The sequence below is a fragment of the Inquilinus sp. KBS0705 genome (assembly GCA_005938025.2).
In the GTDB taxonomy this organism is placed as follows: Bacteria; Bacteroidota; Bacteroidia; order Sphingobacteriales; family Sphingobacteriaceae; genus Mucilaginibacter.
Genome location: VCCI02000001.1, coordinates 2,343,303 through 2,355,918, shown reverse-complemented (window position 1 = coordinate 2,355,918; position 12,616 = coordinate 2,343,303). Strand labels below are relative to the sequence as shown.

The 12,616-nt window shown below is 43.4% G+C and carries 13 protein-coding genes; 4 read left to right on the top strand and 9 right to left on the bottom strand.

The annotated features are described in order from the left end of the window. Positions 1-10: 10 nt before the first annotated feature. The 3 genes from lspA to FFF34_010485 form a co-directional block, all read right to left on the bottom strand. Entirely contained in the window at positions 11-523 is a 513-nt protein-coding gene (gene lspA, locus FFF34_010495) for a signal peptidase II (GenBank protein TSD67790.1), read from the bottom strand. Positions 524-664: 141 nt separating this feature from the next. Beyond that, a complete protein-coding gene (locus FFF34_010490; protein ID TSD67789.1) occupies positions 665-1,963 on the bottom strand; it encodes a phosphopyruvate hydratase in 1,299 nt (432 codons plus the stop codon). 184 nt (positions 1,964-2,147) lie between these two features. After that, entirely contained in the window at positions 2,148-2,885 is a 738-nt protein-coding gene (locus FFF34_010485) for a DUF2490 domain-containing protein (GenBank protein ID TSD67788.1), read from the bottom strand. 165 nt (positions 2,886-3,050) lie between these two features. Between FFF34_010485 and FFF34_010480 the strand changes: the two genes are divergently transcribed. After that, on the top strand, positions 3,051-3,791 hold the full coding sequence (locus FFF34_010480; GenBank protein TSD67787.1) for a hypothetical protein: 741 nt from the start codon (positions 3,051-3,053) through the stop codon (positions 3,789-3,791). A 334-nt stretch (positions 3,792-4,125) separates the two neighbouring features. Here FFF34_010480 and FFF34_010475 read toward each other — a convergent pair whose 3' ends face one another. From FFF34_010475 to FFF34_010460, 4 genes are all read right to left on the bottom strand, one after another. After that, positions 4,126-4,701, bottom strand: coding sequence for a hypothetical protein (locus tag FFF34_010475; GenBank protein ID TSD67786.1), 576 nt, complete (start codon positions 4,699-4,701; stop codon positions 4,126-4,128). Positions 4,702-5,011: 310 nt separating this feature from the next. After that, complete coding sequence (locus FFF34_010470) at positions 5,012-6,130, bottom strand: ABC transporter permease (GenBank protein ID TSD67785.1); 1,119 nt, start codon at positions 6,128-6,130, stop codon at positions 5,012-5,014. A gap of 73 nt (positions 6,131-6,203) precedes the next feature. Then, complete coding sequence (locus FFF34_010465) at positions 6,204-6,968, bottom strand: ABC transporter ATP-binding protein (GenBank protein ID TSD67784.1); 765 nt, start codon at positions 6,966-6,968, stop codon at positions 6,204-6,206. Positions 6,969-7,128: 160 nt separating this feature from the next. Beyond that, positions 7,129-7,341 (bottom strand): DUF2945 domain-containing protein, encoded by a 213-nt coding sequence (locus tag FFF34_010460; GenBank protein ID TSD67783.1) that lies wholly within the window; start codon positions 7,339-7,341, stop codon positions 7,129-7,131. 312 nt (positions 7,342-7,653) lie between these two features. On the opposite strand from FFF34_010460, the gene FFF34_010455 reads away from it, so the two are divergent. After that, a complete protein-coding gene (locus FFF34_010455; GenBank protein ID TSD67782.1) occupies positions 7,654-8,190 on the top strand; it encodes a hypothetical protein in 537 nt (178 codons plus the stop codon). 310 nt (positions 8,191-8,500) lie between these two features. On the opposite strand, the gene carA is transcribed toward FFF34_010455, so the two are convergent. Continuing rightward, on the bottom strand, positions 8,501-9,601 hold the full coding sequence (gene carA, locus FFF34_010450; protein ID TSD67781.1) for a glutamine-hydrolyzing carbamoyl-phosphate synthase small subunit: 1,101 nt from the start codon (positions 9,599-9,601) through the stop codon (positions 8,501-8,503). A 281-nt stretch (positions 9,602-9,882) separates the two neighbouring features. Here carA and panB point away from each other — a divergent pair, with 281 nt between their 5' ends. Both panB and FFF34_010440 read left to right on the top strand, forming a co-directional pair. Further along, a complete protein-coding gene (panB, locus tag FFF34_010445) occupies positions 9,883-10,698 on the top strand; it encodes a 3-methyl-2-oxobutanoate hydroxymethyltransferase (protein ID TSD67780.1) in 816 nt (271 codons plus the stop codon). 92 nt (positions 10,699-10,790) lie between these two features. Then, positions 10,791-11,489: an RluA family pseudouridine synthase gene (locus tag FFF34_010440; GenBank protein ID TSD68012.1), complete on the top strand. Its 699-nt coding sequence runs from the start codon at positions 10,791-10,793 to the stop codon at positions 11,487-11,489. A 9-nt stretch (positions 11,490-11,498) separates the two neighbouring features. Here FFF34_010440 and FFF34_010435 read toward each other — a convergent pair whose 3' ends face one another. Further along, positions 11,499-12,485: a 3-dehydro-L-gulonate 2-dehydrogenase gene (locus FFF34_010435; protein TSD67779.1), complete on the bottom strand. Its 987-nt coding sequence runs from the start codon at positions 12,483-12,485 to the stop codon at positions 11,499-11,501. Between the last annotated feature and the right edge of the window lie 131 nt (positions 12,486-12,616).

Sequence of the window (12,616 nt, the reverse complement as noted above, 5' to 3'; positions counted from 1 at the left end):
TCTATACATATTATAACTCCAGTACTTTTGGCTGATTTTTTTGCTTAATAAAGGCATCCAGCAGCATTAAGCCTATACCCACCATAATAGACACATCGGCCACGTTGAATATACCGGTTTGGAAGATGCCGAATTTAAGGTGCAAAAAATCGGTGACGGAGCCCTTGGTAATACGATCGTACAGATTACCCATGCCGCCGCCAATTAAAAATATGATACCCAGGAGCGCGGTTTTTGAGATATTGGTTTTAATAAGGATATACGCCAGGCCGCCTAAAAGCGCCAGTACCGGCAACAACGTTAGCAGTATAAAATGAAAGGGGTTAGGCAGACTATCGCCCAGGCTTAAAAACGCGCCTTTATTCTCGACATTTAAAAGGGTTACATGGCCTTTAAAAAAGCTGTACTGGTCGTAAAAACGGATATGATCGCGCATCATGGCTTTGGTAGCCTGGTCGCAACCCACATTTAGTGCAAGTATAAAAATTATTGCTGCCGTGCGTAATATGCGTTTTAAGTTCATTAAGCGTAAAAGTATAAAAATCTTTGTAGTACGATGCTGCCATTTAAACGGAGGGCAAACAAAATCGTACGTGGTATAAAAAAAGCCCCGGAAAGATCCGGGGCTTTAGTAGTTCGTAAAATTCGATTGAATTAGTGTTGCTTACTTCTTATTGTAGTATTTAAAATCCTTACCAATAAAGCGCGCGGCAGCGCCTAATTCTTCTTCGATACGTAATAGCTGGTTGTATTTTGCTATCCTGTCGCTGCGCGATGCCGAACCGGTTTTTATCTGGCCGCAGTTAAGGGCAACAGCTAAATCGGCAATGGTAACATCTTCGGTTTCGCCGCTACGGTGGCTCATTACCGATGTGTAGCCATTGGTTTGTGCCAGGCTTACCGCGTTAATGGTTTCGGTTAGCGACCCAATTTGGTTTACTTTAACCAGTATAGAGTTGCCAATACCTTCGGTTATACCTTTTTGCAGGCGGGTAACATTGGTTACAAATAAATCGTCGCCAACTAATTGTACTTTATCGCCAATTTTTTCGGTCAATAATTTCCAGCCATCCCAGTCGTTCTCGTCCATACCATCTTCAATAGATATGATAGGGTATTTTGCAACTAACGATGCCAGGTATTCGGCTTGCTCTGCGCTGGTACGTGTAGCACCTTTTTCGCCTTCAAATTTCTTGTAGTCGTATTTGCCATCTTTATAAAACTCAGACGATGCACAGTCAAAAGCGATGAAAATGTCTTCGCCGGCTTTGTAGCCTGCTTTATCAATGGCTTTTAAAATGGTTTCTATACCATCTTCGGTGCTATCAAAGGTTGGTGCAAAACCACCTTCGTCGCCAACAGCGGTTGATAAACCGCGGTCGTGTAATATCTTTTTCAGGTTGTGGAATACTTCAGTACCCCAACGCAAAGCTTCAGAGAATGAAGAAGCGCCAACCGGCATGATCATAAACTCCTGGAAAGCGATAGGCGCATCAGAGTGCGAACCACCGTTTACAATGTTCATCATGGGTATAGGCAAAGTGTTGGCGTTAACACCACCAATGTAGCGGTATAATGGTTGGCGGCTCTCTTGCGCGGCTGCTTTAGCTACCGCTAATGATACACCCAAAATGGCGTTGGCGCCCAGGTTACCTTTATTTTCGGTACCATCAAGCTTAATCATAATATCGTCGATAGCATTTTGTTCAAATACATCAACGCCTTTAAGTTCAGCAGCAATTTTATCGTTTACATTGGCAACGGCTTTTAAAACACCTTTACCCATGTATACTTTTTTATCATCGTCGCGCAGTTCAACGGCTTCGTGCATACCGGTTGAAGCACCTGATGGTACTGCAGCGCGGCCAAGTACGCCGTTCTCTGTAATTACATCTACCTCGATGGTAGGGTTACCGCGCGAATCTAAAATCTGGCGCGCATGAACATCAATTATTAAGCTCATAGTTTATTGTCGGATTGTTTGTGTGTGTACTATACTAATTTGGTGGGCTAATTTAGTGCAAATTCAGTAAAACGCAATCAGAAATTAGTATTTGTTATGATTATTAATGAGTTGGAAGGTAAACGCGTAAAAAAAGAGACGCGATAGGCACCGCGTCTCTTTATAATGTTGTGCTTTATTAAAATTAGTCGGCAGTTGTAGGTACCTGCTCCCTTTCGGCACTGTTTTTACGGTTTATACGGTACATCAGCATCAGCATAATGTTGTTTTTGCCGCTGCTTGTTTCGGCTGTAAAGTTGCGCTGGTTAATCCAACCGGCCTGTACTATCCATTTTTTATCAAACTGGTAACCCAAAGCTGCAGATACCCGGTTACGCTCGAAGTTTGGCGCTTTATTGTTAAGGAATATCTCGTCGAACACGGACAGGAAATAGGTTTTAGCGGCAATTTTTTTATTGTTTAAAGGGATAAACATATTTAAACGATACCTAAAGCGATTGCGGTAGTTGCCGTTTACCCAGCGCTGCTCTACCCGGTAACGGTGCTCAAACTTTAAACGCGACAGGTACTGGTTAATGGTCATTTGTTCCCAAAAGCGGTACTCGTTTGTAATGGGGCCCTTTGATACATCAAAGTAATCGTAGGTATGGTAAGTGCCTGTACCCAACAGGGCGATGAAGTTTTTGTCGATATCGTAGCTTACGCCCACCTTAGCCTCGTAGTATTGAAACTGGCTGAACAGTGCGCCATTGGTGCGGGTTTGGAATTCGGAATAGCCGCCCCATTTGTGCACGCTATCGCCGGGCATTACTACGGTGGCAATGCCCCATGTACCTAATTTAGAATCTTGCGCGTTAACTGTAAATGAACATACTGTTAACAGTATAAAAGCTATAATAGCTATTTTTGGGGCTTTTAACATTGCTTGCTGTTTTAATGGCAGCAAATGTATTACCCTAATATTACCTAAGTGTTAACTGTGTACTTGTTAATGTTAACAAATTGTTAAGTTTAATATTAAGTTGATGTGGGGTTAATTTGGAGATGTGCAGATTTTAGATTTTAGATCTGCAGATTGAGAAGGCGTATGCCTCAGGGTAATCTGCGAGAGACCCTGAGGGGACAGGAATTATTTTTACTAATTAATACCACCTCACACACGGTTTTAGTTTATTTTAGCTTGATGAAACTATATTTTACGATTGTAGCCTTTGTATTGTTTACTGGGCTTGTTTTTGCTCAAGAACCTCCTATTAGTTCTCAAGCTAAAAAGGATAGTGCGGGTATTGTGCCCGAAGCTGCCAGCCCTGTTACCTTTGTCGCTATCGAACAATCAGCATCTTATCCTGGTGGTGATGTTAACTTTATGCGATATGTAACCAATAGTACGAGTATGCCCGAACTTGTTGGTTTATTTGGATTTAAAGGTCGGATAGTAATTGGCTTTACGGTGGATGTAACAGGTAAACCAAAAAATATTAAAGCGTTCAGCGAAAGTGGAACCGGCTTTGAAGAAAGCTTATCCGTTGCGATTCAAAATTCGCCACGATGGAAACCCGCTATACAGAATAGCCGTGTAATAGAGCAAAGTTTCACGATACCATTTAAGTTTGACATTTCCCGTCCGGAAATATCTATTAAAGAACTTAAGAAATCATCTTACAAGTTTACTTTTCAAATAAAAGATAAAACATATAGCATTGAAGAAGCCGAACCGATATTAGGTAATGTGTTTAGTGCTGACAGGATTGATTACGCTAAATCGTTTGCAGAGCAACCCGAAGAGAATAGGAAAAGCAAAAAGTATCTGATTCAGATCAAAGATTAGGGTAAATCGTTTGATGATTTTTTTTTGATGCCAAGAAGGGTGTCCTTCGGTCTCACAATTTGCATGTAGGATGCCGCGCCGCCAGCCGGCATGATGGCGCGACGGCTTGTTTTATGTTCTTGCGGGGCCCTGCGAGAGATGCTGAGAGAACGGAAATGTATCGCAAGAAACCTAAACCGTGCGTTATTGCGAGGTACGAAGCAATCTCTACATATGCAAGGTGGTTATGCCTTGTTCGGAGATTGCTTTGTCGCTATCGCTCCGCGCAATGACGACCTGTTTATTTTTGATGTCTCCGCAGGGTCTCTCGCAGAGGACCCTGCGGTCGCCGATATCAATTCCAATATTCTCTATAGTCACTAATAATTATATTGGGATGCGATTTCTCATCAATATAAAATGCAGCACTACTATGGGGATAATCGGTAAACTCATTACATAAATGCCACTTGCCGCTAACTGGATTATGATGAATATAATCCAGCTTTTGATTTAGAAAATCTAAACTGTACACAGGCTTGGCATCGAATGATGGCTCAAAGGCTTTGTGCCTTTGTCCTTTATCAATTTCATTTTGACTACACGCTAAAGTTAATATCCCTATTAATTTGTTTTCATTTTTTACTGTTAATCGCCGAATTAATTCATACGCCATAAATCTTTTGCCATTACTTATAATGGTATTTAGTTTCAGGTTATCAGATACAGGCAAGTGTAAAAGTAAGTGAACATGATTTGGCATTATTACAAACGCCAATGTTTTGATGTGGTATTTTTCATCAATTAGTCTCAGCCAGTCGTAAATTAAATCATACGATTGTGTTGTTTCAAACAATGGTAGCCAGCAATAACAGGTAAAAGTTATAAACCACGTATGGTCAGGTGTATTATGAATTGTACGAATAGCCATTAGGCTAATATAACTTTTGTGATGATATTATTAGGGATGAGATCGTATGCCTCAGGGTCCTCTGCGAGAGACCCTGAGGGAACTGGAAAATTTAACATTGAGTTGATGTGGGGTTAATGTGCAGATATGCAGTTGTGCAGATTTTAGATGTGCTCCCAGCGGACGGGGAGGGGTGCGTTAGGTTGTGTAGTGGCAGGGAGGGGTTTATACGCATGGCAGACTTATCTGTTATCAAACCCCTTCCTCCTCCTTCCCCAAGGAAGGAATCGCACATAGCCACCGCTTGTATGTTTTCTACCTCTAAACTAACCTACTCCCACTTAAACGTCTTCACCGCTACGGCATACACTCCAATGCCCCAAAGCAGCAGGATGAACAGTTGGTGGGTAACATCGCCCAGGCCGGCGCCTTCAAACGCTACCTTGCGCATGGCGTTGTTAAGGTGGGTTAATGGCAGGGCATTACTTACATATTGCAGCCATTTTGGAAAAGCGGTTACCGAAAAGAAGGTGCCAGACAGTAAAAACTGCGGCAGGGTAATGATGTTAGACAGCGGCGGTACGGTGCTTTCGTTTTTGGCTATGCCCGATATGGTAAAGCCAAAGCCCATAAATATAATAAGCCCTATGGCGCAAAGCACCAGCATATTAAGCACCGTTATTATACCGTGTATCAGCGTAAAGCCAAAAGCAAAATGACCAACCATAATAATAAACAGTGCACCTAAAAGCGAGAATACGATACGGGCAATAGCCTCGCCCAGTACAATGCTGTATTTTTTAACAGGAGTAGCAAAAAAGCGTTTAATAACCAGTGTTAAACGCAGTCCAATAAACACGAACGCGGTACCAAAAACCCCGCTGCTTAACAGCGAAAAGCCCAGCTGGCCCGGTAGTATAAAATCGATATACTTATACTCGCGGCCGGTAACGGTAGTTTCTTTTAAGTCGACCACGTTAGGTATTTGAATACCCGACAAACCCTGCATTTTACTTAACTGCGCCGACTGCATACGGTAAAAGATGTTGTTAAGCGTAGATTTTAAAATGCTGCCCTTATCGCCCGATGCCGCGCTGTATTGCACGCTCATGGCTATAGGTTTCATGGGTACAAAAGGTTTCAGATCAATAATGGCATCTAAACTGCCCTTTGCCAGGTTCTTGCTCATCTCGTCGGGCGTTTGGTCGCTAACCAGGTGCATCACCTTTACGCTTTTTAGGGCCACGTAAACCGGGTTAAGGGTATCGCAGCCTTTGGCAACGCCCACATCAACTGATAGCCCGCCACCGCCAATATTGGCAAACACCAAAATAAATATAAGCGGAAAAGCCAAACTAAACACCACCGCCGAAGGGCTGCGTAATATTGACCGGAAACTTGCTTTGGCAATAGCCAGCGTAGCGCGTGTGTTACTATATTTTTGGTTCATTGGTTCAATAGTTCATTTGTTTATTGGTACTTCAATTCAAGCAAGTTGCTCCCCCTTCAGGGGGCTGGGGGGCTTACCTTTCACGCCATTCTTTACCGGTAAGGTTAATAAAAACATCCTCCAGGTTGGCGCCTTTGGTTTGCTTTTCGCGCTCAAAACCGGTAGCCACCAGTTGGTCAATAAAATGGTCGGGGGTATCAATACCTATAATATGGCCGCCATCAACAAAGGCCACCCTGTCGCACAGCACTTCGGCCTCATCCATATAATGGGTGGTTATCACCACGGTGGTGCCGGCATCGCGTATCTCGCGTATCAGGTCCCACAGGTTGCGGCGGGCTTGTGGGTCCAGTCCCGTGGTGGGTTCATCTAAAAATATGATGCGGGGGTTGTTTATAAGTGTAGTAGCTATTGAAAAGCGCTGCTTTTGCCCGCCCGATAGCTCTTTGTATTTAGCCTTGGCCTTATCGGTTAGTGCCACCTTCTCCAGCATTTCGGTAGGGGTTTTGTTTATACCATAAAGGCCCGAAAACAAAACGATCAATTCTGAAAGGTTAAGGTTGGGGTAGTAGCCGGCAGCCTGTAGCTGTACACCTATGCGTTGCTTTATTTTATCGGCATCAGTCTCTATATTAAAACCATCAACGGTTATCTGGCCCGATGTTTTTTCGCGCAGGGTTTCAATTACCTCCAGGGTGGTAGTTTTGCCGGCGCCGTTGGGGCCAAGCAGGCCAAATATCTCGCCTTCGTACACCTCAAAGCTAATGCCCTTTACCGCCTCAAAATCACCATAGTTTTTAACCAGGTTTTTTACCGTAATTATAGGTTGGTTTGCCATATTGTAAATATGCAATGTATTTGTTTAATAACGGTGCGCGGTATCACAAAATCGTATTAAAATTCAATTAGATTTTTTAATACCCTGCTTTCCATAAAAAAAGCGGTTATAATTAAAAAATACTTAATTATAACCGCTTTACAAAAGGTACAGGCTAATATTACTTAGGCCCCTTTTTTAATTCGCTTTCAGATTTTACCACCTTTTTGCCTTTGTCCATTTTTATTTCGTAGGCCGGCTCGTCCTTACTGGCGTTGCGTTTAACTTTCGATCCCTTAATGGTTTTATTAACGGGTTCGGTATGCTTCTTTTCAATTTTGCCCTCACCTTCACCTTTACCAAAGTTCCAGTGAACTGTTTCTCCCTTTTTCATAGCAGTTTTTACTATGGCAAAGCAATATACAGGCCAATTAAAAAATGAATTTACCCACTAAATGTATGTAAACAATGGCGACATGCGCGGCTGCAACAACCGCGTGTATAATAAGGGGGATTGATAGGAGTGTGGTCATGGTTTCGTGTGTTTTAGTAGTACAAAATTGTAGCGAAAACAGCCAAACCGTTAGCCTTATTAGGCGAAATGAGGGAAATTGTCGGTGAAAGTATTCCGGTTAGCTATAAGCAGGGCTGTTTTACAGGTGGCATTTTAAACTTATATTAGCTAAACACTTAACCCTATTAACAAATGAAGAACCTATTACTTGCTGCCTGCTTTGTGCTGGCAATATCGGCCTGCCATACCAGCGGCGAAAAACCAACCGTAGCAACCGCTACCACTTACACCGTACCCGACGATGCCGCGATAAAAAAGGCGGTTGACGATGCTTATTATGCGATCAGTTTTAAAAAGGGCGAGCAGCCCAGGTACGATTCGATAAAGTACTACTTTACGCCCCAGGCGCAACTCATTAATTTTAGAACAGACACTGCCGAAACAGGCAGCATAACCGAATTTGTTGGATTGTTTAGAAAAATGGTAGAAGGCGGGCATATCAGCATGTTTTACGAGGAAGAGGAATTTGGCCGTACCGAGCAGTTTGGCCGCATAGCCAGCCGCATAAGTACCTACAATACTTACCTGAACACCCGCGACAGCATTGCCGAGCGTGGTGTAAATAGTTTCCAGTTAATTAAAACCCCCACCGGCTGGAAGGTGAGCAGCATTATTTGGGACGTAGAGAAGAAGACCCTGCCTGTGCCTGATTATTATTTGAAAAAATAGGGGAGTAGATGTGCAAATTTCAGATGTGCGGATTTTAGATTTTATGCTGTTGTTGGAGTTGTCTTTAACAGCATTTAGGACAAGTGGTAAATGGAGGACAATCATAAAATATTAGCATTTACCAAAATGATTGCTTGTTTATATGCCGGATTATTTTATATTAGTAAACCTGCCCGAACGAATTAAAACGAAAAAAAGAGAAAATTTTACGCATGACAGCGAAAAAAGTAAAATGCTTTAACTAAGGGTGTGGAATGTAAAAACGCTGATTAAAACAAAAGAGGCTATCTTTTTGGGATAGCCTCTTTTGTTATTTCATCAGATTTATAAAATCATCAAACAGGTACCTGCTATCGTGCGGGCCCGGCGATGATTCGGGGTGGTACTGCACCGAAAATGCCTTTTTATCCTTCACGCGTATACCCTCTATCGATTGATCGTTAAGGTTTACGTGGGTTACCTCTACCTTGTCTGATGCGCGCACAGCTTCCTGCACTACACCAAAGCCATGGTTTTGCGATGTTACCTCGCAATGGTTAATAATAACGTTTTTAACCGGGTGGTTTAGCCCGCGGTGGCCGTTAAACATCTTTTTAGTGGGTATATCGTTAGCCAGTGCCAATAGCTGGTGGCCCAGGCAAATGCCAAATAAAGGCTTATCAGCATTCAGTATATCTTTCACTGTATCAATGGCATAAGGCATGGCCGATGGGTCGCCGGGGCCGTTACTTATGAAGTATCCCGATGGGGCAAAATCCTGCTCCATTTCCTTGAAAGAGGTTTTTGCCGGGTATACCTTAGCATATACATCGCGGTCGTCAAAGTTGCGCAGGATGTTCTTTTTAACACCCAGGTCAAGCACAGCTACACGGTATTTAGCGGCCTCGTTACCAAAGGTATAGGTTTCTTTAGTAGATACTTGTGATGATAGCTCCAACCCGTCCATATCAGGTGCTTCGGCAAGTTTAGCCTTTAACTCGTCCAGATCCAGTATCTCAGATGATATAATAGCGTTCATGGCACCCTTATCGCGTATATGGCGAACCAACTGGCGGGTATCGATATCTGATATACCTACTATGTTCTGCTCCTGAAAATAATCCTGTATCGACTCGTTTGCCTGTTTGCGGCTGTAGGCTATATTGTAGTTTTTACAAACCAAACCGGCAATTTGTATCTCGCCCGACTCAACTTCGTCTGTATTAATACCATAGTTACCAATGTGCGCGTTAGTAGCAACCATTATTTGCCCAAAGTACGATGGATCGGTAAAAATTTCCTGGTAGCCGGTCATGCCGGTATTAAAGCAAATTTCGCCTGTGGTAGTTCCTATTTTGCCGGCGGCCTTACCATAAAATACGGTACCATCGGCTAACAATAAAACAGCAGGTAATTTGGTGAAATGATTCATTTAGTAAAAAAATTGAAAGGGTGATTGATTCGGATTTTCTGGCACGAAGCTCCGTGAAAACAAACCGGAAGGTTGAAGTAAAATACCTCTTTATTCACAGCGCAAAGGTAAGTAAAAATTTAAGATTTTAGATTTACGATTGTAGATTTTTTCAACATTACCCGGCGCTGACATGCAGCTATCCAAAGGGGGGCACTCATCAAAACGGCATAAATCCGAAATCGTAAATCTAAAAATCCGAAATACAAACTATACCTTTGCATCACAAAACCAAACATACCATGTCGGTAAACAAGGAAGTTAAACGCATTACCACGCATATTTTGCAGGAAATGAAGAACCGTGGCGAGAAGATAGCCATGCTTACAGCATACGATTTTTCGATGGCTGCCATAGTGGATAACGCGGGGATGGATATCATACTGGTGGGCGATTCGGCCAGTAATGTGATGGCCGGGCACGAAACCACGCTGCCAATCACGCTCGATCAGATGATATACCATGCGTCATCGGTAGTTCGTGCCGCAAAGCGCGCGCTGGTGGTGGTCGATCTGCCTTTCGGCTCGTACCAGGGTAACTCTAAAGAAGCCCTTGCATCGGCCATCCGCATTATGAAAGAGGCAGGGGCGCATGCGGTAAAGATGGAGGGAGGCGTTGAAATTGCCGAATCTATCAGCCGCATATTAACCGCTGGTATACCCGTAATGGGGCATTTGGGTTTAACACCACAATCTATATATAAATTTGGCACCTACACCGTAAGGGCAAAAGAGCAAGCCGAAGCTGCAAAGCTTAAGGAGGATGCCTTGAAACTGCAAGAACTGGGTTGCTTTGGTATAGTGTTAGAAAAAATACCCGCCAAACTGGCTACGGAGGTAAGTAAAAGCTTAAGCATACCTACTATCGGCATAGGTGCAGGCCAGCATTGCGATGGGCAAGTATTGGTGATACACGATATGCTGGGCATTAATAAAGGCTTTAAACCCCGCTTTTTACGCCAATACGCCAACTTGTTTGATGTGATGAACGATGCCATCAAAAACTATGTGGGCGATGTAAAGGCCAAAAGCTTCCCTAACGAAAAAGAGGAGTATTAGTTGGCAGTTGCCTGTTAGCAGTTTGCACGAAAATCCGAAATTGAAAATCCGAAATCCGAAATTAAAAAGTGTCGCGACCAGAATTTAACTACATCAGCAAAGATATTACCGACGCGGATATACTGTATGAGGATAACCACCTTATTGCGGTAAACAAGCGCGCGGGCGATATTGTACAGGTAGATGATACTGGCGATGAATCGTTAGACGAGAAGGTTAAAAAATACATTGCCAAAAAGTATAATAAGCCAAACGGCGCTTTTTTGGGTGTTGTACACCGGCTGGACAGGCCTGTTAGCGGGGTAATACTTTTTGCCAAAACCAGCAAAGCGCTGGATAGGATAAACAAGATGTTCCAAAGCCGCGATATGCATAAAACGTATTATGCTATTGTGCGTAAGCGACCGCAGCCCGAGGCCGGTAACCTGGTTCACTGGCTGCTAAAAAATCCGCAAAAAAACCTAACCAAGGCACATGATAAAGAAGTGCAGGGCGCGCTAAGATCAGAACTGAACTACAAAATGACTGGTGAGCGCGAAGGATACTATGTAATAGAGGTAGACCCCATTACCGGCAGACCGCACCAAATACGGGTACAGCTATCTACCTTAGGCTGCCCTATAGTAGGCGATAATAAATATGGCTACCCCCGCGGCAGCCTGCGAAAAAGCATTTGCCTGCACGCCCGCCGCCTGCAATTTATCCATCCCGTAAAAAACGAGCCTGTATTAATTGTAGCACCATTACCTAAAGATGGTTTTTGGGAAAAATTTGAGGGGTTGATAGAATAAATAGGTAAGTTACATCCCTAAAACCTTTTCCCACACCACATCATCAACCAATACACCTTCTTTTAAATTACGCTTGCGTGTGCGTAACATGTTTTCGCCGGGGTAAAGTATCTCGTTGTCGCCTTCCGCAGCGCTGTTTTTAGCATATTTGATCACTTCTTCGATTAAGGCGGCGTTTTGCTCGTTGTCGCTTTTTATACAGATGAACACCTGCGATACACCCGTTTCTTTTTTGCCCGATTGGGTAATGGCCGAGGTGGAATTACCGCCGCTTAAAAGGGTTGCCAGCATATCCAGCACTAATGCCAGTCCCGAGCCTTTCCAAAAGCCGATAGGTAACGCACGTTTACTTTCAATAATATCGGCTGCGTTTGTTGTTAAATTGCCATGGTTATTGTATCCACCGGGTACGGGTAATTCCTTGTTTTGATCGTTGTATTGCCATAGTTTGCCAAAAGAGTATTGCGTCATGGCCATATCTAATACTACATGTCCGCCTTCGCGGGGTATGGCTATTACCAACGGGTTGTTACCCAAACGCGGCTCAGTACCGCCCCAAGGGGGTAGGTTGGCAATGGTATTGGTAAAGCAAATGCTTGCAAAACCTGCTTCGGCGGATTGCAGGCCGTAGGTGCCGCCGCGCATCCAGTGGTTAGTATTTTTAATAGCTACACAGCCTATGCCATTGGTTTTTGCCAGCTCAATAGCCCTATCCATACAAAAAACGGCGTTTAGCATACCCGGACCAAGGTTGCCATCCCATTGCTCAATGGCGCTAAATGCGTTTGTTAATGTGGGTACAGCCGCCATATCAACCAGCCCCTCTTTAATATACTGTACAAACACCGGGAAACGGTTTAATCCGTGGGTATAAACACCATCGCGGCTGTTATCAGCAAAAATACCCGCGCAGGCGTCGGCGGTTTCATCGCTAATGTTTAAGCCGGTTAGCACGCGTTTAAGTTCGGCCTTTAGTACATGGTAAGGTATTCGCATAAAGCAAATATAACAGCTATAGCTAAGCTTTGCTTTGTTTAAAATACATCGGGGTAAAAAATATCTGTATAAATAAACAGTTATTATAAAGCAGCGTATGAATTAAATAAGTAAACTATCTTTGCAGCTTA

Excerpts from the sequence above, each read along its gene's own strand:
- lspA (TSD67790.1), bottom strand. The coding sequence starts at position 523 with ATGAACTTAAAACGCATATTACGCACGGCAGCAATAATTTTTATACTT.
- FFF34_010490 (TSD67789.1), bottom strand. The coding sequence starts at position 1,963 with ATGAGCTTAATAATTGATGTTCATGCGCGCCAGATTTTAGATTCGCGC.
- FFF34_010485 (TSD67788.1), bottom strand. The coding sequence starts at position 2,885 with ATGTTAAAAGCCCCAAAAATAGCTATTATAGCTTTTATACTGTTAACA.
- FFF34_010480 (TSD67787.1), top strand. The coding sequence starts at position 3,051 with ATGCCTCAGGGTAATCTGCGAGAGACCCTGAGGGGACAGGAATTATTT.
- FFF34_010475 (TSD67786.1), bottom strand. The coding sequence starts at position 4,701 with ATGGCTATTCGTACAATTCATAATACACCTGACCATACGTGGTTTATA.
- FFF34_010470 (TSD67785.1), bottom strand. The coding sequence starts at position 6,130 with ATGAACCAAAAATATAGTAACACACGCGCTACGCTGGCTATTGCCAAA.
- FFF34_010465 (TSD67784.1), bottom strand. The coding sequence starts at position 6,968 with ATGGCAAACCAACCTATAATTACGGTAAAAAACCTGGTTAAAAACTAT.
- FFF34_010460 (TSD67783.1), bottom strand. The coding sequence starts at position 7,341 with ATGAAAAAGGGAGAAACAGTTCACTGGAACTTTGGTAAAGGTGAAGGT.
- FFF34_010455 (TSD67782.1), top strand. The coding sequence starts at position 7,654 with ATGAAGAACCTATTACTTGCTGCCTGCTTTGTGCTGGCAATATCGGCC.
- carA (TSD67781.1), bottom strand. The coding sequence starts at position 9,601 with ATGAATCATTTCACCAAATTACCTGCTGTTTTATTGTTAGCCGATGGT.
- panB (TSD67780.1), top strand. The coding sequence starts at position 9,883 with ATGTCGGTAAACAAGGAAGTTAAACGCATTACCACGCATATTTTGCAG.
- FFF34_010435 (TSD67779.1), bottom strand. The coding sequence starts at position 12,485 with ATGCGAATACCTTACCATGTACTAAAGGCCGAACTTAAACGCGTGCTA.